The sequence below is a fragment of the Exiguobacterium sp. UBA3491 genome (genome assembly GCF_002377745.1).
GTDB lineage: Bacteria > Bacillota > Bacilli > Exiguobacteriales > Exiguobacteriaceae > Exiguobacterium_A.
On record NZ_DFQK01000030.1, the window covers coordinates 39,696 to 60,359 of the forward strand.

18 protein-coding genes are annotated in these 20,664 nt (G+C 45.4%); 10 read left to right on the top strand and 8 right to left on the bottom strand.

Features of this window, described 5'->3' with window-relative positions:
* Positions 1–244: 244 nt before the first annotated feature.
* The 5 genes from map to B4F99_RS11485 all read right to left on the bottom strand — a co-directional run bounded on the left by map (position 245) and on the right by B4F99_RS11485 (position 5,402).
* Positions 245–1,006 (bottom strand): type I methionyl aminopeptidase, encoded by a 762-nt coding sequence (map, locus tag B4F99_RS11465; RefSeq protein ID WP_023467279.1) that lies wholly within the window; start codon positions 1,004–1,006, stop codon positions 245–247.
* Between the two features lie 13 nt (positions 1,007–1,019).
* Positions 1,020–2,210 (bottom strand): EAL-associated domain-containing protein, encoded by a 1,191-nt coding sequence (locus tag B4F99_RS11470; RefSeq protein ID WP_290758039.1) that lies wholly within the window; start codon positions 2,208–2,210, stop codon positions 1,020–1,022.
* A gap of 72 nt (positions 2,211–2,282) precedes the next feature.
* Complete coding sequence (locus B4F99_RS11475; RefSeq protein WP_035412663.1) at positions 2,283–2,549, bottom strand: hypothetical protein; 267 nt, start codon at positions 2,547–2,549, stop codon at positions 2,283–2,285.
* Positions 2,550–2,655: 106 nt separating this feature from the next.
* Positions 2,656–4,215, bottom strand: coding sequence for a DEAD/DEAH box helicase (locus tag B4F99_RS11480; protein WP_214856487.1), 1,560 nt, complete (start codon positions 4,213–4,215; stop codon positions 2,656–2,658).
* Positions 4,216–4,547: 332 nt separating this feature from the next.
* Positions 4,548–5,402, bottom strand: coding sequence for a CvfB family protein (locus B4F99_RS11485; RefSeq protein WP_214856486.1), 855 nt, complete (start codon positions 5,400–5,402; stop codon positions 4,548–4,550).
* A 233-nt stretch (positions 5,403–5,635) separates the two neighbouring features.
* Between B4F99_RS11485 and B4F99_RS11490 the strand changes: the two genes are divergently transcribed.
* The 7 genes from B4F99_RS11490 (at position 5,636) to B4F99_RS11520 (ending at position 13,021) form a co-directional block, all read left to right on the top strand.
* A complete protein-coding gene (locus B4F99_RS11490) occupies positions 5,636–5,803 on the top strand; it encodes a hypothetical protein (protein WP_290758046.1) in 168 nt (55 codons plus the stop codon).
* Between the two features lie 125 nt (positions 5,804–5,928).
* A complete protein-coding gene (locus tag B4F99_RS11495; RefSeq protein WP_214856484.1) occupies positions 5,929–6,234 on the top strand; it encodes a hypothetical protein in 306 nt (101 codons plus the stop codon).
* 38 nt (positions 6,235–6,272) lie between these two features.
* Positions 6,273–6,530 (top strand): hypothetical protein, encoded by a 258-nt coding sequence (locus tag B4F99_RS11500; RefSeq protein WP_023467272.1) that lies wholly within the window; start codon positions 6,273–6,275, stop codon positions 6,528–6,530.
* Between the two features lie 78 nt (positions 6,531–6,608).
* The gene (locus B4F99_RS11505; RefSeq protein WP_214856482.1) at positions 6,609–7,307 is read left to right on the top strand and encodes a lysophospholipid acyltransferase family protein; all 699 of its coding nucleotides are present in this window, start codon (positions 6,609–6,611) and stop codon (positions 7,305–7,307) included.
* Position 7,308: 1 nt separating this feature from the next.
* Complete coding sequence (locus B4F99_RS11510; RefSeq protein WP_214856481.1) at positions 7,309–9,210, top strand: ABC-F family ATP-binding cassette domain-containing protein; 1,902 nt, start codon at positions 7,309–7,311, stop codon at positions 9,208–9,210.
* 180 nt (positions 9,211–9,390) lie between these two features.
* Positions 9,391–11,223, top strand: coding sequence for a GGDEF domain-containing protein (locus tag B4F99_RS11515; protein ID WP_290758218.1), 1,833 nt, complete (start codon positions 9,391–9,393; stop codon positions 11,221–11,223).
* 10 nt (positions 11,224–11,233) lie between these two features.
* On the top strand, positions 11,234–13,021 hold the full coding sequence (locus B4F99_RS11520) for a GGDEF domain-containing protein (protein WP_290758052.1): 1,788 nt from the start codon (positions 11,234–11,236) through the stop codon (positions 13,019–13,021).
* 53 nt (positions 13,022–13,074) lie between these two features.
* Here B4F99_RS11520 and B4F99_RS11525 read toward each other — a convergent pair whose 3' ends face one another.
* The 3 genes from B4F99_RS11525 to B4F99_RS11535 are packed head-to-tail and all read right to left on the bottom strand — an operon-like array spanning position 13,075 to position 15,345.
* The gene (locus B4F99_RS11525; protein ID WP_035412639.1) at positions 13,075–13,719 is read right to left on the bottom strand and encodes a hypothetical protein; all 645 of its coding nucleotides are present in this window, start codon (positions 13,717–13,719) and stop codon (positions 13,075–13,077) included.
* On the bottom strand, positions 13,716–14,888 hold the full coding sequence (locus tag B4F99_RS11530) for a DEAD/DEAH box helicase (RefSeq protein ID WP_214856478.1): 1,173 nt from the start codon (positions 14,886–14,888) through the stop codon (positions 13,716–13,718). Before B4F99_RS11530 ends, B4F99_RS11525 begins: the two co-directional genes overlap by 4 nt.
* A 28-nt stretch (positions 14,889–14,916) precedes the next feature.
* Entirely contained in the window at positions 14,917–15,345 is a 429-nt protein-coding gene (locus tag B4F99_RS11535) for a hypothetical protein (RefSeq protein WP_214856477.1), read from the bottom strand.
* 339 nt (positions 15,346–15,684) lie between these two features.
* Between B4F99_RS11535 and pflB the strand changes: the two genes are divergently transcribed.
* The 3 genes from pflB (at position 15,685) to abc-f (ending at position 20,660) form a co-directional block, all read left to right on the top strand.
* Complete coding sequence (gene pflB, locus B4F99_RS11540; RefSeq protein WP_214856475.1) at positions 15,685–17,934, top strand: formate C-acetyltransferase; 2,250 nt, start codon at positions 15,685–15,687, stop codon at positions 17,932–17,934.
* A 34-nt stretch (positions 17,935–17,968) separates the two neighbouring features.
* On the top strand, positions 17,969–18,688 hold the full coding sequence (gene pflA / locus B4F99_RS11545) for a pyruvate formate-lyase-activating protein (RefSeq protein ID WP_214856472.1): 720 nt from the start codon (positions 17,969–17,971) through the stop codon (positions 18,686–18,688).
* 271 nt (positions 18,689–18,959) lie between these two features.
* Positions 18,960–20,660, top strand: a complete 1,701-nt coding sequence (abc-f, locus tag B4F99_RS11550) for a ribosomal protection-like ABC-F family protein (protein WP_214856471.1) — start codon at positions 18,960–18,962, stop codon at positions 20,658–20,660.
* Positions 20,661–20,664 lie beyond the last annotated feature (4 nt).

Genomic DNA, 20,664 nt, shown 5'->3' on the forward strand with positions numbered 1-20,664 from the left:
GTCTTTTCACGCCCTTTCCTCAGGCGAGACACAAGCCAGCTTTCCTGCCTTATTCAAGCAGGAAAGCGGGTCTTGTTTGTCTCTGACAGCGCAAAGATGCGCTTTTCCTGTAGGAGTTGCGTGAAACGCGTCATTCTTTTTGTTATGAGATAAGGGTGGCAGATTATCATTCTGCCACCCTTACTTTTGTGGAAACTGACTTTTGAGTCAGCCCCCTTCTCGTGTTTTACTATATGAGCTTTTCTTAGAACGATTCTTTGCCTTCGACTTTCGTCAAAATCTCATACCCGTCCTTTAAGACGACGACAGTGTGCTCAAACTGTGAGACAAGGCTCCGATTTGGTGTGTATAACGTCCAGCCATCCCGCTCATCTTCGATACAGAACTCGTCTCCTGTTGAAATGAACGTCTCGACAGCAATGACTTGCCCTTCCTTCAGCAGATCGTTTTCTTCACGATTGAAGTAGTTCGAGATGGATTCCGGCTCACCATGAAGTGTCTTCCCGAGACCATGCCCCGCTAAGTTACGGATGACGGTGAAACCACTCTTACGCGTTTCAGCATAGATCGCTTTTCCGATCTGATTGACCTTCGTTCCGGCTTTGACCTTCTCGAGTCCTTTTTCAAGCGCCGTCAATGATACTTCAACGAGTCGGACATCTTCCGGACGTTTTGCTTCTCCTGCGATGACTGTTTTCCCCGTATCCGAATAGTAGCCATTCTTCACAGCTGAGACATCGACATTAACAATATCCCCTTCTTGAATGACATATTTACCGGGAATACCGTGTGCTGCGATATCGTTGACACTGATACATGTCGCTCCCGGAAAATCATACATGACGATCGGGGCAGATTCTGCTCCCTGCTCCTTCAGAATACGTGCTCCGATGTCATCAAGTTCCTTTGTCGTGATTCCTGGTTTGACGGCATCCGCCATCTCGTCGCGCGCCATCGCGACGATGCGTCCAATTTCTCGTAATGCTTCATAATCATAATCTAACACTTTCATTTCCTCCTCATTCACTCAATCGTTCTTGATATAGATAATCTGCGGAGATATCCGCAAATAAGAACATGCCATTGCTGAGCGGCATACTAAACGTCCGCGTTTGTTCACTCGAGCTGAAGTCGACGTACCGTTCCGACAGATATCCGCTATGCCGTCTCTCCATTGCTACCGTCGTCCGGATAAAGTAAGGACGAAAACTCCAGTTGTATCCCTTGTAGAAGGAATACAGTTTCCACTCGCCACTCTTTTTACTGACATTCGAAGACTGTTGGAAGCCATTCGCGTCCGTGATGTAAAACCGGATGAATTCCGGCTCCATCTTCCGGGCGAGCATTAGCAACCATTGATCGAGATCTTGCTCCGACTTCAAGGACTGACAATACTCATTAAATCGGACTGTCCAGTCTTGCTCCAGTTGGAACAGGCGATTCATCTGTTCCCGATCATATTTATAGAACATTGGGACTTCATGGATCAAGACCTCCATTCCAGGACAAGTCATGACCCATTCCGGCGCAGCCTCTCCTAAAATATTCCCCATGTAATAGCGTCCACCATGCTGCCACGCATATCGAAGTTGACCAAGATGACTGATGTTTTTATACAAAAGTGGCGCTCCAAGCTGATCACAAAGGTGCTCCATCGTCTGTAAGAGATGCGGATATGATGCTGAGACGGTCTTTTTCTCAATCATTGAAGATAGATCGACGATCAACATATCCGGCGACATCGAAAAGACGCGTTCGAGACTCGTTGCTTCCGCGCGATCCAGCGCTACCTTCAGTCCAGAATTCTGATAGTACGCGACGATCCGGCCCAGACGATCAAAATCATCGACTTGAACATCCGTCAAAGTAACATACATCCGTTCTTTTGGAAACGACGAGTCGACCGTACGTAAAACATGCAAGAAATCTTCCCCACCGTTCTCAAACAACCAAGCCGGACGACAACGGATCAGGATGAACGCTTGTGTATCGGAGGGTACTTTTTGGAATGCTTGACGGACGACATGTCCCATGACTTCGAGCTGATACTCGATCGGAACATCATCTTCCTGAAAAAATGGTTTTAACGGTTCTCCACGAAAATGGGACTGGATTTCATACCCTTCCACCTTAAAAGGGGCAGCGCCTACGATCGGTTGAAACCACGCCTCTATCTCTTCGGGATGAACGATGACATCTAATGCGTCCATTCTATTCCCCCCTTGTACTCTTGTTCTATCTTAACAAAAAAGGAGCCTCTCTGTAACGAGAGAGCCCCTGTTTTACGATAACGTCGTATCTTTCCGCATTGCGATATACAAATACACACCGAATGTCGCCGTCAAGTAGATGATACTCAGAACACCGTATTGAATCCCAACAGCTCCGCCCTTACCAATGGCCAGCACAAGAAAGATGATGCCACCAAATAATAAGGTCGCTAACGGAATATAACGAAAATGTCCTTTTGTCGTCCGCTCACAAATCTTTTTCGTCGCGACGATCAGTGCAACGAGACAGACGGATGCTGCTACATAAATGGTATACACGAATGATTCAGCCCTCTCCCTATCGTTCATGGCTCATTTTATCATGACCGCTTAGATAAATCATAAAAAAGAACCGACTTGTCTGTGACAAATCGGTTCGAATCGTTTACTTTTCAAAACGTGGTTTGCGTCCACCACGGTTACGATCGCTTTCGCTACGGTTGCTACGTCCAGCATAACCGCCTTCACGACGATCTGATGAAGAAGATGAACGACCACCTTCACGACGATCGCCACCACGCGGGTTGTTTCCGCGGTATCCGCCACTGCGGTTGCCGCTTCCACTTCCACCTTTGTTTCCGTAAGGACGACGGTTTCCACCACCGTTGCTACCGAAACGTTTCACGCGGATTGGTTCGATTGAAGAGATTTGGACTGGTGTTGCATCCGGCTCTTTCGTCAATCCTTTAAGTGCTGCTGAAAGAAGTTCCACTGCTTCGTACTCTTCTAAGAGTTCTTGTGCAAGTGTCGTATATTCTTTTGAGTCTTTTGCTTCAACACGTTTAATGAGTTCTTGTGCAGCAAGCTTCAAGTTGCCTTCTAAGATTTCATCAAGTGTTGGTGCATGACGACGTGACATTTTTTTGTTCGTGACACGTTCGATTGTTTTAATTTGACCGAATTCACGTGGTGTAACAAATGTGACAGCCGATCCTGTTTTACCAGCACGACCTGTACGACCGATCCGGTGAACGTAGCTTTCTGGATCTTGTGGGACGTCGAAGTTATAGACGTGTGTGACACCAGAGATGTCAAGACCACGTGCTGCAACGTCTGTCGCGACGAGGATATCGATCGTTCCTTTTTTGAAACGACGGATGACTTGGTCACGTTTTGCTTGTGTTAAGTCACCGTGTAAACCGTCAGCTGTATATCCACGTTGGATCAAACCTTCAGTCATTTCGTCAACACGTTTTTTCGTACGACCGAAGATGATTGAAAGTTCCGGAGAATCCGTATCGATCAAACGGCAAAGGACGTCGAATTTTTGGCTTTCTTTCAATTCGATGAATGACTGCTCGATGTTCTCAACTGTCATTTCTTTCGCCTTGACTTTGATGTGTGTCGGAGTCGTCATGAAACGATCTGCGATTTTACGAATTTGTGGTGGCATCGTTGCTGAGAACAAGAGTGTTTGACGAGTTTCAGGAAGTGCACCGAGGATTTTCTCGATGTCTTCGACGAATCCCATGTTCAACATCTCATCTGCCTCGTCAAGGATGACCGTTTGAACGTGATCGAGGTTCAACGTCTTACGGTTCATGTGGTCCATCAAACGTCCTGGTGTTGCAACGACGATTTGTGGATTTTTGCGAAGTGCACGGATTTGACGATCGATTTGCTGACCGCCGTAAACAGGAAGTGCATGAACGCGTTTTACTTCACCGATCCGGTTCAATTCTTCAGCTACTTGGATTGCAAGCTCACGTGTCGGAGCAAGGATCAACGCTTGGATGTTGCGTGATTTTGCGTCAAGACGCTCGATTGTTGGAATACCGAATGCTGCAGTTTTACCAGTACCTGTTTGTGCTTGACCAATTAAGTCAACGCCGCTGAGTCCGACTGGAATTGTTTCTGCTTGGATTGGTGTTGCTTCTTCAAAGCCCATTTTTAGGACACCTTTGATAAGTGCCTCACTAAGATTTAATTCACGAAATGTTGTCAATGCTAAATACTCTCCTTTGTCATATGAAAAGCGTCTGCCACTAAACAGACGCTACCGTAACGAATACAATCGACTACCTATTATAACAGAATCTATCCCATAAAGATAGAGTGGTTTCTCTCATAATAATGTTTAGGGAAGTCACCATCATAATCGTTGCCATAAGGGCGAGGGAAAGGCGAAGTGCCCGGACCGTGCGATGAACGTCATCGCGTGCCCCCACTAGTGATGGGGTATATTCAGTAAATGGTCGCCGGTAATCAAACCAGCCGCAACCACCAAAATGATGAATTCCTTACTATCTATTCGAAACGCAGGCTTACTCGGTTTGATTATTGCGTCAACCGAATACCCGTTTCATTTTTTTCTATTTTTTTATCTTTCAACAGGCGACCGAGCGCTCGTTTGAATGCTGCCTTACTGAGACCGAATACTTCATCGATCGTCTCGGGAGCTGTCTTATCACCATACGGCATCTGACCATCATGTTCAAGTAGATGGTTCAGAATCAACTCCGCGTCTGTATCAATGGCTTCAAAGGCACGTGGTCGTGCTGAAAGTAATACTGTACCATCTGGTTTTACATTTGTCACTCGTAATTTCAAGACTTCTCCAAGACGCGGCCAACGTTCCATCTCGCGTTCATGCAAGAATCCGATTGACTGATCGTTGACCCAGACGTTGACGCCTGGTTCGCGTTGTGAGAAGACGAGACCTTCGACGTCCATGTTGTTCCATTCTTCTGGAGCTGGCTTCGCTCGTAAGTTGAAGTAAGCATATGGTGCAGGGTCTCCGAGTAAACGAAGCTTTTGATCATGTTTTAGACGAATGAAAAGTTGATCGCCTTCTTCCGGCCAGAACATCCGACGTTGCGGCAAATCGTCAAGTGAGACAAGAACATCTTTTTGAATCCCGATATTCGCGAACACTCCTGTGTTATAGCGTGTCCCATTGATCGTCGTCTTGACATAGTCCTCAAATGAAGCTTCTGGAATCGTCATCGATGATGCCAAACGTCCTTCATTATCTTGATACAAGAAGACTTCTACTTCATCATCAAGAGCTACTTTTTGTGTCTGTTCATTGTTATGCAACAACACATCTTCATTTCCATCTGTCAAAAACACTCCGAACTCTGCTTCACGTTCTACTTTTAATGTGACAACCTGTCCTGCGCGTAATCCCATTTCGGGTCATCTCCTCTCTCTATTTGAATTGGTTTAAGTTCATTCGAACCATCCTTCTGTTCTTTCCCTACCATACTATACTCTTTTTCTGTTCACCTCTGAAATCGACCCCACGATGACAGTTGTGACATATTTGTGAACGAAACACATTTGCGTGATTTTTTTGAAAAAAAGATATATGATTAAATAACAGGAAAAAGAAGGTTTAGTTTAGGTAAATATGGGGGATAAAAATGTTTCATAATATTCAATCGCGTTCGTTCGCTCGACGCTTCACGAAAACATTGGTTTTTGCATTTTTTGCTTTCCTTGCTACGATTGGAATCGTTTTTGCAGAAGGATCAAACAGTACAGATATGACTCCGAAGACACCAGCGCTTCAGCAAATCAATCGCCCTTAAAATCTACACCTTCCGTGTGGATTTTTTTATTTTTTCCGGACATTTACAGGACGATAAAGGAAAATCAAGTTCAACCTCGAATTAGATGAACACACCTATATTTTAATTTTGAGGAGGAAACGGACGTGCTCTTCTACTTATTCACGACGATTGCGGGTCTCATCACTACATACTTAAGTTTTGTTACCGGTTATTATACAAGTTCGATTGGTGTTTTCGTCTTTACGTTAGCGATTTGCCTATCGTTATCATCGATTCGACAGTTACTCCGTACGTCCTATCTGACTTACATTGAATACATTCAATACCGTCGCGTCAAAAAACAGTACGAACGCATGAAAAAACGAGAACAGTCTTTTCAAATTGCCTATCCTAATCGAGATTCGAGTACACCACTTGCATTCTCCGGAACAGACCAGCATGATAAATAAAGAACACGATTTCATCACCTAGGAGGAACAGATTCATTATGAACGAAATCCCTTTATCAAACGGTTGGACACTCCGCTACTCACCTGTCATCGACTTATGGTTGAAGGAAGATGGCGTACTGCTCGTAGATCACGAAGATAAGGTCCGCTTGACTCTCATCTTGGATGAAGAGACGATGGAAATCAAACAGATTGACAACACGAACGCTACGTTCTCCGTTGATCCGACGACACGTCGCCTCACTTTCGAACTTGGAGAAAGCGAAGAGGAATCTGAGCCTCGTTACTGGGAATAATCATGGAGACCGGGTGCGACACCTGGTCTTTTTTTGTACAATAACATCAGCAATGAAAAAAGGAGTTGTCACTTTACCATGATCCGCACTGTCATTTGGTTCATTTATTTTGGACTTGTCTTACCCTGTACCTTACCGTTTTTACCAACCGCAAAACGTCGAACACATCTCGTGCGCTACGCATTCGTTCAGCGTGTAGCGAGCGCCTGGGCGAACTCTCTCCTCCGACTCGCTGGCGTTCGTGTCCATGTGACGGGGCATGAACATATCCCGGCAAATGAACCTGTCGTGTTCATCTCGAATCACCAAGGAAACTTCGATGTTCCGATTCTACTTGGAAAAATCGATAAACCAAAAGCATTCATCTCAAAAATCGAAGTGAATAAAATTCCAATCGTTAATGTCTGGATGAATCTGATGGGGTGTGTCATGATTGACCGAAAAGACCGACGCCAATCACTAAAAGCGATCCGCTCTGGTGTCGACACGATCAAGGACGGACAATCAATGATCATCTTCCCAGAAGGAACACGTTCAAAAGGCGGACCGATGGCGGAATTCAAAGCAGGAAGTTTTACCCTTGCGACATCAAGTGGCGCACGCGTCGTACCAGTCGCGATTTCAGGTAGTTATCGTGTCATGGAGGAAACGGGTAAGATCCGTCCGGCTACAGTCGAAGTCACGATTTTGCCGTCGATTGACCCGAGCACGATGACACAGAAAGAACTCGTCCAGACGGTCGAACATCAAATCAAACAGATTGTAGAAGGTGTCTAATATGTTAATGAAAGTAGAAAATCTCAAAAAAGAATTTGCCGATAAAATTGTCTTCGAAGATGTCACGTTTTCCGTCTCTCCTGGTGACCGGATCGGTATCATTGGCGTCAACGGTACCGGTAAATCGACCCTCCTGCACATTCTAGCAGGCAAAGAAACAGCAGATGCTGGTACGATCCATCATCCAAATGATTATCGGATCCGTTTGCTATCGCAAACGACCGATTATCCGGAAGATCGGACTGTCATGGAAGTACTCCTGTCGGGTGACACACCAACGATCAACGCGTTGCGCCACTACGAAACGGCACGACTAGCGCTCGAACACGATCCGACAAGTGAGACGTTACTCAACCGCTTCATCACGGCGCAAACCGAGGTTGATGCCGCGCAAGCGTGGGACACGGAATCGCGTTTAAAAATGATCTTAAACAAACTCGGCATCCTCGACTTGAACGCGTTGATCGGCTCTCTTTCCGGAGGACAACGAAAGCGTGTCGGACTCGCTGAAGCCTTACTCGATGAAGCCGATCTCCTCCTGCTTGATGAGCCGACGAACGAACTTGATGCCGAGACGATCAGCTGGCTTGAGACTCAAATCAAGGAATACCGTGGTGCGATTCTACTAATCACTCATGATCGCTATTTCTTGAATCGTGTCACGAATCATATGATGGAGATCGCAAATGGAACAGCTTATTTCTATGTCGGAAACTATGAATCGTTTCTTGAAAAACGTGCCGAACGTCGTGAACGGACGGCTTCTATGGAGGAAAAACGTCAAAACATCCTCCGTCGCGAACTCGCTTGGTTGCGTCGCGGAGCAAAAGCACGGACGACGAAACAAAAAGCCCGGATCCAGCGCGTGGATGCTTTACAAGACCTTTCGTACGAGGAAGAAGAAGCGACACTTGAAGTACAGGTCGGTTCGACCCGCCTCGGCAAGAAAGTCATTGAAGCATATGACGTCTCGCACCGATTTGGTGAACGGACACTTTTTGAATCGTTTGACGCTCTGATCGGACGCAAAGAGCGGTATGGCATCGTTGGTCGAAACGGTAGTGGAAAATCGACACTTCTTTCAATTCTCGCGAAACGCTTAGAGCCAACAACGGGTGAGATCATTCACGGCGAAACGGTGAAGATTGGTTTTTACGGTCAATTCGCCGAATTCACGCATCCCGAACGCCGCGTCATCGATGAGGTCGAACGGATCGCAAAAGTCATTACGACACTCGCCGGTGAGGAGATCACAGCAAGTCAGATGCTCGAACAATTTCTCTTTAAACCGGAAGCACAATATAAACAAATCGGCAAGCTTTCTGGTGGCGAAAAGCGACGTCTGAAATTGTTAACGATTTTGATGGAAGAACCGAACGTCCTCTTCCTTGATGAGCCGACGAACGACTTGGATACCGAGACCTTATCCGTACTAGAAGATTATTTAGAATCATTCCCAGGTACTGTCATCACAGTCAGTCATGATCGCTACTTCCTCGATCGGGTCGTCGATCGCCTGATTGCATTTGAAGATGGAAAAATCATTTTTTATTACGGACAATATACAGACTATCTTGAGCAAATGGCAGCATCCGTTCCCTCAATCGTCGTTGAAAAAACGGCAGAGGTTGCTACAGCACCAAAAACAGAGACGCCAAAGAAACTAAGTTATCAGGAACAACAAGATTGGGCTATCATTGAGCAACAAATTGAAGAGAGTGAAGTTGAACTAGAGCAATTAGAGGCTGATCTCGCTTCAGCAGGAAGTGATCTCGGAAAGGTCAATGAATTGTATCAAGCCATCGAAAAGACCAAAGCGACGCTTGACGAGCGAATGGAATATTGGACATATCTTTCTGAAAAAATCGAGGCATTTGAAAATCATCGCCAATCTCATCAATAAATCCGATAAGCGGAGTTCTTCACTTAGAAGAGCTCCGCTTTTTTTATGAAATAGAAAACATCTCTTACTTTTATTTTTAATTATGAAAATAAATGTGAATTCATATTAGATATCGGGTAATGTTATAGCATATTTCGTTTTGGAGGAAGGCTTGCGAAAGGAGGAGTTTCGGTGAAACGGATGGTTCAAAACATCTACCCTATCGTCGCATTCTACTTAGTCATTACTTACATACTGCTCTGGCTATTGCCACAAGATCTTTCGTTACAACTCTCGGCAGTCATTAGTTTAAGCGGTTCTTTCATGATTTTCTTATTTAGTCGATCGACGGCTTTCAAACAACCTTCCCTTCCGTACAAGTGGTTATCCATCGCTTTCTTCTCTTATTTTTTGGGCGATTTCCTGAATATGATTGGACGTTTCTTTCAATGGAACGATGTCAATTTGAACGTCTTGCTGGATTTACCTTATACGATTCATTTGACAATGATGGTCCTTTTCTTTTTCCGACAATTAGATTTGACATTATTCAAAAAACAAAAGTTATTGATTCTTGATTCCTTGACTTTATTCGCTGTTTCAATGATTGCTGGATATATCGCTATTTTCCGCTTTGTTCCCTCTTATACGCGAACGACACTCGAGCAAATCAGTTGGACACTTTATGCCTTCTTGACAATTTTGTTGACGCTTTTCTTTTTTTTACTCTACGCGTCTGGGTTAAGACGGAACGTATCACGATCAGGATTTATCTTTCTTGTCCTCGGAACATTCATTCTCGGCATGACGAACTTCGTGTTTTATACCTTGTTATTAAACGGTGAACCGCAAATATCGGGTCTATTGCTTCCGCTATATCCACTTAGCGGTCTGTTCCTCATCGCCTTTCTGAACACACGTACACTTCCCATTAGTCGTGAGGAGCAAGCAAATCTCATTCGAGTCGAGACACTTACGCGTTCTCTGTTGGTTTACATCTTATTATCTGCGCTAATTCTTTATATTACGTTTTTCCCTGTCTCTCGAACCTTCTTCTTATTGTCTATTGGTATTACGTTTTTATTATTTTTAACACGACAGCTTTTTTCATACCGGGAAAATCTTCGGTTGTTACAGGAAACAACGGCATTACAAACGAATCTAGAAGACATCGTTCATCAAAAAACAGAGTTGCTACAGTTGCGTGAAAAAGAACTGACGTCACTTTTTTTGTCTTATCCAGAAATCGTTTTTGAAATCGATGACATGTATCAGATTCGATCCGTCAATCCAGCCGCTGCAGAAGCAGGATGGAATGATTTACCGCTCGGACCGAGTCAACGCCGTCAACTTGATCGGCTCATCCCGTTGCTTCAACAAAAGCAGTCGACCTATCCTGCTCACCTCCTACATGTACCTGCTACGGAGGAACATCCAGAAACCTTTTTGAATACGACAATCATCGATATTCCACATCAGCAACGCTATTTCGTCGTCTTAGCGGATGTCACAGAAGACTATCAACAGGAAGTATGGCTAGAACGTATGGGATACCATGACTCACTCACTCGTTTACCAAACCGGCGTTACTTCGAGGAGCAACTCTATCTAACTCTGCCAACGCTAGATTATGGCTCCTTATTATTCATAGATTTGGACGGATTCAAACAAATCAATGACACTTATGGACATGATGTCGGTGATTTACTGCTACAAGAAACAGCAACGCGTCTTCAATCAATGATGACGTCAACTGATCTCGTCGCACGCCTTGGTGGAGATGAATTCTTGATCTTCATTCAGGCATCTGCCTCGGAAACTCGACAGTTTGCCGAACACGTTCTCGAAATCCTAAATTATCCATTCTATATCAACACGTATACGCTTCGTATCACACCATCTATCGGAATTTCCTTATACCCTGAAGACGGTAAGAGTTCAGAACAGTTATTGATTCGGGCAGACGAAGCCATGTACCAGATCAAGAAGAACGAGAAAAATAACTATATGTTCGCTGTCCACATCAAACGTTAGGAGGGATCCCGTGCTTAAATCAAACTACTTCATCCGTTGGTTCCCTGCCATGCTCGTCATCTCTTTTATTCTAATGATCCTTACTACATGGACTCCTTCCATCTCTAATGGGATTGTCGAACAGGTACTTCAGTATGTATCACTTGGGTTGATCGCTTACTTCATCCTTACGGCTTATCGTAAGGAACAAATATTAGTCGTACCCAGACGAAATTTCTGGCTGATTGCTTTAGGATCACTGGTTTTATCCTATATCGGTTCCATTTTTGAGACATTACGTTTTGTCTATTCAGACTTTCCAATTCCATCTATTTATAGCCTGATTTTATTTTCAATATCCCATTACGTATTCTTATACGCGATTTTTTACCGAATCATCACAAAACGAACACTCGGACAACATGTACTTGCTTTCGTTGATGCCGCGATTATCGTCATTTTCATTGGACTTGTCGCATTCCATGTCCTCAATGAACTGACGAACCCTGGGCTTCAGACTGTTCCTTATGCCATCATCGTCATTACGAACACATCACTCGGTTTGTTCGTTTTTTTCTATTTTACGTTCATCCAAGAAATACATTGGGTATCACGGATGGCCTTATTTCTATTATTCTTATCCATTTTCATTCGTGGTATCTATGAAGTCTCTAGTGTCTACTTCCCTGATTTTTCAGCGAATTATCTGGTGTTCTTCCCGATATTGATTCGTTTGGCGCAAAGCGCAGCTATTCTATGGCATGTTGATCATATTGAAGAAGGAACTGCTCGGACGACGGTCATTCCCCGTTCGTGGCTTCCTTTACTGGCCATCCCTTTGTTCATCCACTACATGGTGGAACAAGAAGGTGGAAAACTCGACATCTTTATCATCTTATTCCTACTAATCGTTCGACAAATCTTGATCGCCCGTCAACATGGGTTGATTGTCGCACAATTACATGAACGAAATGAACAACTCGCTTCACGCATCGAACATCGAAAACAACAAATCCAAGATAGTGAACAACAGGTCATTCCACTCTTCCTCGGTCATCCTGATCCGATGATTCGACTCGATCAGTCCGGCACTGCGCTGTACGCGAATTTAGCTGCCCAACGTCTGTTTCATTTGCCAGATATGACGATTGAACATGTTCCTCGTACGATGCGTCATTTGTTAGAGATGCTCGAAACGAACGTTGATGAGTATGAGGATGAACAAAGTCGACGCTATGAAATCATTGATATTCCAATTCAAATTGCCGCTACCTCGATGGGACGATTCACGATTTTACATGATGTCACGGAAAGCAAAATTCGTCAAAAGAGAATCGAATACCATGCCTATCATGATGCTTTGACTAATATCGGAAACCGTCGTTCCTTAGAACGAGATTTCTCAAATCGACTCTCCGATAAGAATTATCTTGCCTTAGTCGATTTAGATGGATTTAAGCAAGTAAATGATACGTATGGTCACGAGGCAGGAGATTATGTATTAATTGAAGTTGCGAAGCGATTGAGCGAACATACAAGTTCTTCGGAATCCGTGTATCGACTCGGTGGAGATGAATTCGCGATCCTTTTACAAGCCGATGATGAACTCTCCTTACGCCGAAAATGTAAATCCTTTTTACAATTTTTAAGACGTCCCTATGTCTACAAAGGACAATCTTTATTCGTTTCCGCAAGCATCGGAGTGACAGCGTGTCATGAGGCCGATCTTGATACATGTTTAAAGCAAGCCGATCTTGCCATGTATCGCGTGAAACATCGGGATAAGAATGATGTCGCTTTATATCGAGCGGACCCATGAAAAAACCTAGGACATATGACTTTTTGTAGTCAACGTGTCCTAGGTTTTTTGAGTTATTCTTCTGGTCTTGGTGCAATGTTACCTTCTTCGATATCGAGGAGCAAGTCGATTAATTCCGCACAAAACTCTGGATATTGACGAAGTAACGCGTCTTCTCCCACTTCATCCACGAAGTCCGTCAACAAAGCGAGGACTTCTGGTACTAATGCGCGCGCTACCTTCATGTAGGCAATCGCAAAGCGCCACTTACCAGAAATATAGAGCAGTTTCCCAATCAACAGATCCCCCGGTTCGACTTCAATCTCAGCCAAATCCGTTTGATACGTCTGTTTCGACATTAAATCAACAACACCATCTGCATCGACTTGAAACAGCGACGGCATCGGGTCAGCTAATCCACGCAAGGCGCGATAGAGACTAGGTGATAGCTCGTCTTTTATCTGCTCGAGAAAACGACCGTGCGGTGTTTTTCCTTGATCATCCGTTTCATAGAAGATCGCCCAGTCAACGAATAAGTCCCGGAACAATTCAGCATCTTTTAAATACCAACGTCCTTCTGTCGCAATCTCTTCAATGAAAGCGACCCAGTCCGTACTGCGTGCTGTTGCTGCTTCCTGATACATTTTCTTCAAGGCTGCATTCATTTCCGCTTCAGAAACCGTCGTCGGAAATGGAATTACTTTTCGATCGTTCTTCATTTCGATCGCCCTTTCCGGTGAGGAGTAGCCGGTCGCTTAATCGTCTGAGGAGCTGTGAATTCACGTTTCGGAATGACTTCTCCGCGGTAAATTTCCATTGGCTCCATCTCGACGCCCATTTGCTTTGCAAGTGTTTTTAAGTGTTTTAAATCTTGATCCGTGACAAGTGCAAGTACCATCCCATTTGCGTTTCCGCGTCCCGTCCGACCTGAACGGTGTACGAAATCGTCAAGCGACTCCGGTAAATCGTAATGGACGACGTGTGTGACCGCTTCGATATCAAGCCCACGCGCCGCAAGACCTGTCGTGACGAGTAAAGGAAACTCTCCCTTTTTATAAGAACGCAAGGTCTCCATCCGCTCTCGTTTTCCTTTTTCAGCGTCTAAAATCCGGTATTTCAGTGAGAATTTACTCAACTCGCCATTCAATGGTCCAAGGAATGAGCGATTGTTGATGAATGTCAGCACTTTTGATCCTTGCATGTTCGCCAGACGACGTAACAATTCCGGTTTCTGACGACGTGAAGTCTCCAAATAACCGAATGTCACTTGTGTGCTGACGACACGCTCAACACGAATCGTCTCAGGATCATTCGCAAGCGTCCGTCCCCATTCTGCTGTCCGTTCCGGCAATGTCGCTGAGACGAATGCCAGTTGTCGATCGCGTAGCGCACTATTTGCGATTCGCGTCGCCGAGTCACTCATGCCACTTTCATAAATTTGATCCGCTTCATCTAAAACGATCAATTTCACCTTATGCATCTTCAGCTTCTTCGAATCAATCAACTCGACGAGACGTCCCGGTGTTCCGACGATGATTTGCGGCTTTTTCTTCAATCGTTCATATTGTCGCTTTAATTCAACACCACCAATGAATGCACCGGATTTGATACCACTTCCTTGAGCAAATAATTGAATGACTTGATGAATTTGCATGACGAGTTCCCGTGTTGGTGCCGTGATGACGACTTGCACGTGTGGCTCTTCCACTTCAATCTTTTCTAAAGCTGGAATGACATAAGCAAGCGTCTTCCCTGTACCTGTCGGCGCTTCAGCTAGGACATCTTTTCCTTCGCGCAACAACGGAATCGCTTGTTCTTGAACAGGCATCAACTCTGTAAAGCGCGCCCGTTCCCATGCTTCCTGTAAAAATGGTTTTGTAAATTTCATAACGATTTCTCCTACTCTCTTAATTCCATCATGCCGTTACGTATTCGACATGATCTCCTGATGCATCACGGTATCCCCGTAATGTCTGTGTATATTCATTTCCTGCGTCGAGCAATCGGATGTGGAACCGGACTTCTTCTTCACCGGCTTCTTCCTTTAAAATCTCGAAGCCTTGGATGACACGATCCTGTAATTCTGCAGCGAGTGCCGGATACACGGCAAGACTCGCATACATCGCTTTTACGTCCACGGGACGGCGAACAAGCGCAATCCAGTACGATTCATCATAGCCGATAAAGTCTTCATAATCAAAATCATCTTCAAACCGAATCCAGAATCCATCACCTTCAAATTCTGTGATCATCCCAGTTCGCGTCGAACCTTCCGATCCGATTTTCAGCGAGACCCAGTCTCCCGACTGATAATCTCCTTGTTGCGTTAATGACACATACTCCATTTGGCACACCTCCACGTTCTATATTCCCTTTTTCATTGTCAACGATACGTCCTAAAAACACAAGATACCGTAACGTGACATTCCTCACAGTTTCAACTGTGCTAGTGGATCTTTTTCAAATCAGCTCATACAGTTTCGTGAAAATCTTGATTTACCAGACTTCAACTGTTTTTTAATCTTCACTCTTTCATAAGTACAGAAATAAAGAAAACCCCTCATATCAACGTTTGTTCACTTGTTAAATTATTCACATGAACGTAAAGGGAATCTCTATCTCCTTTTGTTACACTATTCACATAAGGAACTGATCATTAGCTCAATTTTAAAGGAGTGGTATCCATGTTATTAGAAAAAACGAGTGCCTGGACAAACTTTACGTCTGGCGAATGGATCAAGACAATCGATGTTGCAGACTTCATCCGGCTCAATCGCACGGAATATACAGGTGATGATCACTTTTTAGTCGGTCCGACGCAAGCGACGCAACGGCTTTGGCAACAAATTCTACAGTTGACGAATGAAGAACGACAACGTGGTGGTGTGTATGCCGTCGATGCCAAGACACCATCAACGATTCTCTCGCATGATGCAGGGTATCTTGATCCCTCTCTTGAAAAAATCGTCGGCTTACAGACAGATGAACCGTTCAAACGTTCAATTCATCCGAACGGCGGGATTCGGATGGTGAATGATGCCTTAGCTGCGTATGGCTTTGAAGCAGACGAGACCGTCACGAAAATTTTCAGCGAGTACCGGAAGACACATAACCAAGGGGTTTTCGATGCCTATACCCCTGAGATGCGCGCTGCACGTAAAGCCGGTATCATCACAGGATTACCAGACGCCTATGGACGTGGGCGGATCATTGGCGACTATCGTCGTGTCGCTTTGTACGGAACAGCACGCTTGATTGAAGAACGTAAGCGAGACTTGAAGGCACGTGGCGGCTTCCTCTCTGAATCGATGATCCGCGACCGCGAAGAGATGAATGAACAATTGCGCGCATTAACGGAATTGACCGAGCTTGGAACTCGCTATGGTTTTGATCTCTCCCGCCCTGCAGAAACAGCACAAGAAGCATTCCAGTGGGTCTATCTTGCTTATCTTGCTGCGATCAAAGAACAAAATGGTGCAGCTATGTCACTCGGTCGAGTCTCGACGTTCCTCGATATTTATGTCGAACGTGATCTTGCGACCGGCCGCTTGACGGAAGAAACAGCACAAGAGCTCGTCGATCATTTTGTCATGAAACTTCGGATCGTCAAATTCTTACGAACACCGGACTATAACGATCTCTTCTCTGGCGACCCGACGTGGGTAACGGAATCGATTGGCGGGATGAGTGAAGATGGTCGATCAAATGTCACGAAAAGTTCATTCCGGTTCCTGCATACGCTCTCGACACTCGGTCCGGCACCTGAACCAAATCTAACTGTTCTCTGGTCCACTCAGCTTCCACGCGGATTCAAGGAATTCTGCGCGAAGATGTCGATCATATCAAGCTCGATTCAGTATGAGAACGATGATTTGATGTTGCCGGTTTATGGGGATGATTACGGCATCGCTTGTTGTGTCTCCGCGATGCGGATCGGGAAACAGATGCAGTTCTTCGGTGCTCGAGCAAACCTTGCAAAAGCATTACTTTATACAATCAATGGCGGAATGGACGAGAAGCTCAAAATTCAAGTCGCCCCAGTCACACCATTGATGCTCGATGAAGTACTCGATTACGAGACAGTCATGGCGGCTTACGATCGTCAACTCGATTGGCTCGCAGAACTGTACGTCAACACACTGAATGTCATCCACTACATGCATGATAAGTACAGTTACGAACGGATTGAAATGGCTTTACACGATCCGGAAATCTTACGGACGATGGCATGCGGCATCGCTGGTTTATCGGTCGTCGCCGACAGTCTATCCGCTATTCGTTATGCAACAGTCCGCCCGATCCGAGATGCGGATGGGATTGCAGTTGATTTCAAGATCGAAGGTGAGTTTCCAAAGTTCGGGAATAACGATGAACGGGTCGATCAGATGGCTGTTGATCTCGTGACATTGTTCATGGAGAAAATCCGTAAACATCCAACGTATCGAAATGCGCTCCCGACACAGTCTGTCCTGACGATTACTTCAAACGTTGTCTATGGTAAGAAGACAGGAAATACACCCGATGGACGCCGTGCGGGTGAACCATTTGCACCGGGTGCTAACCCGATGCATGGACGTGATACCCGTGGTGCTGTCGCTGCTCTGACATCTGTCGGGAAACTACCATATGAACATGCGCTCGATGGTATCTCCTACACGTTCTCGATCGTTCCAAAAGCACTTGGTAAGGATGAAGCAACACGTATTCGCAATACGGTCGGATTACTTGACGGATATATGGGTGGTACGACTTCAAAAGGTCATCACTTGAATGTCAACGTCTTCGACCGTGAGACGTTACTCGATGCCATGGAGCATCCAGAACAATATCCACAGTTAACGATTCGGGTTTCCGGTTATGCCGTCAACTTCATTAAACTGACGCGTGAACAACAGATTGATGTCATCAATCGTACGTTCCACGGTTCTCTCTAAAATGATGTGTAGTATGTGAAAGGAAGTGAGCAGAATGACCTATGGTATGGTCCATTCCGTTGAATCATGTGGAACAGTCGATGGTCCTGGCATTCGATTCATCGTCTTTACGCAAGGATGTCCACTACGGTGTCAATACTGTCATAACGTGGATACATGGGAGTTCGGTTGCGGACAGCGTGTCTCAGCAGACGAAGTCGTAAAAGAAGCGATCAGCTATCGCTCCTTTTTCGAGGCGACGGGTGGCGGAATCACCTTCTCTGGAGGTGAACCGCTCGCTCAGCCAGAGTTCCTAGAGGCTGCTTTAACAGAAGCGAAGCGGCATGGACTGCATACGGTCATCGATACCGCTGGATCTGTCGTCCCAAAAAACATCGACGCCATTCTCGATGCGACGGATTTGGTTCTGCTCGATATCAAGCATATCGACGATGCTGCTTGTCGCGTCTTGACTGGACGGAGTAACGCCAATACACTCGCCTTCGCAAAACGCCTAGCCGAGCGAAACATTCCCGTCTGGATTCGCCACGTCCTCGTTCCAGGTATCACGATGTCGGAACATTTCCTCCGTCAGACCGGCGAGTTCATCCGGACGCTCGGAAACGTCGAGCGCGTCGAGGTACTGCCGTATCATCAACTCGGTGTCTATAAGTGGGAAAACCTCGGTCTTGCTTATCCGTTAACTGATGTGCTTCCCCCTTCATCAGAAGAAACAAACGCTGCGCAAACCCTACTTGAATCGTACTTGTGTTAACGTTTCCGATTTGTTACGATGACATCATAGATTATGAACAGGAGGTACAACACCGAAATGAAGCAATCACTCGTACAGGTCGCTTGATGAATGAAATCATCTCTTTCGCAATGCAGTTGCGGATGTCTGACGCTACGAGTCTGCTCTTTTTCGGTGTGACCATCCTCTGGTCATCGCCTTCTTTGAGTTACTCCTGCACACCATCCGCTCGCTTCGGATGGTGTGTTTTCATTTCATCTTACTGGAAATGAAGCCTAAAGGAGCTGCTTTTATGTCTACTGAAACACTTACGATTCAACACCTATCAATGGATTACGACGAACGACGTCTTTTCTCGGACGTCTCCTTTCATATTCATACTGGTGAACACGTCGCTTTGATTGGTCCGAACGGCATCGGAAAAACGACATTGTTACACTTGATCGCTGATCAACTTCAGCCGACTGACGGTTCGATCAAGCGTCATTTCAAAAAACTCGGTCTACTATCACAACACTTTGTGGCGGGCGATCACACCGTTCTTGATGTCGTCGAACGAGCGGATGCGGTTCGTTATCAACTTCGCGCTAATGCCATGAATGGTGACTTGACGATTTATCAACAAGCAATCGATCAGGACGCCTTCTCGCTGGAAGCAGATGCAGCACGCGTCTTAAAAGAAGTCAAATTAAAGGAAGCACTCTGGACACACAAAGCATCCAGTTTAAGCGGTGGTGAACAGACGCGCCTCCAACTTGCCTGTCTGCTTCTATCACGACCTGATTTCATCATTCTCGATGAACCGACGAATCATCTGGATCAAGAGACACTCGAGTGGCTCACGGAATGGGTCAACATGTCACGGACCTCGATTCTCTATGTCTCACACGAACGATTCTTCATCGACGCAACGGCTGATGCCGTCATTGAATTATCCGAATCAGGGGCAACGCGATACAGCGGAAACTATCAGTCCTATAAAGAACAAAAGGAACATCAAGCTCTGTCGCAACAACGAGCGTACGAAAAACAAGAACGCACCCGTAAAGAGCTGACACGCATGATTCAAGGATACCGGCAATGGCATCAAAAAGCTTCGGATCAAGCTAGTGAACGCGATCCATATGCGAAAAAGAAAGCCGCTAAACACGCAACAAAGGTCAAAGCAAAAGAACAACAGCTTGAGCGCTTACTGGAGAATCGTGTTAAAAAGCCAGAGGTTGCACCGACTATTCACGTCGCATTTGAACATGAAGCGATTCATGCGAAGCGACTCGTTTCGTTCGAACACGTCACGTTTAGATATGAGACGAAAACCATTCTAAACGATGTCTCATTTTCAATCGATCGCGGTGACCGGATTGCTGTCATTGGACCGAATGGAAGTGGGAAAACGACCTTACTGCGTCTCATTGAGGGCGAATATGTTCCTAATCAAGGGACAGTCATCCGCCATCCTCGATTAAAAACCGGCTATTTTTCACAAGCTCTTTCCCATTTACCGACATCCGGTACGTTGTTAGAGGCATTACTTGAGTACGGCACGATGAGTGAAACGGACGCCCGGACGTTGCTCGCCTGTTTTTTATTCCGTCGCGATGATGTTTACCGGTCGATTGCCGACGCTAGTATGGGTGAGAAATGTCGAATCGCCTTTTTACGTCTGTATTTTTCTGGTGCTCACTTGCTTATTCTCGATGAACCGACGAACTATTTGGACCTTGCGACTCGTGAACAAATCGAAGCCGCCCTCGATGTCTTCCCTGGTGAGCTCCTCTTCGTCTCTCACGATCGTTATTTTACCGATCGGCTATCGAACCGGACGTTTGACTTAACGACTGGATTCAACGATCATCCAGACGGAACTGCCGTGGTAAGAAATGCACGCCGAAGTGACCCTGAAGCGACTCAATCCGATCTACATCGTCTTGATGCTTTGACAGGTGATGTGCCGTTCGATACAGAAACAAATGAATCACTTTCAAAAGAATAACAAA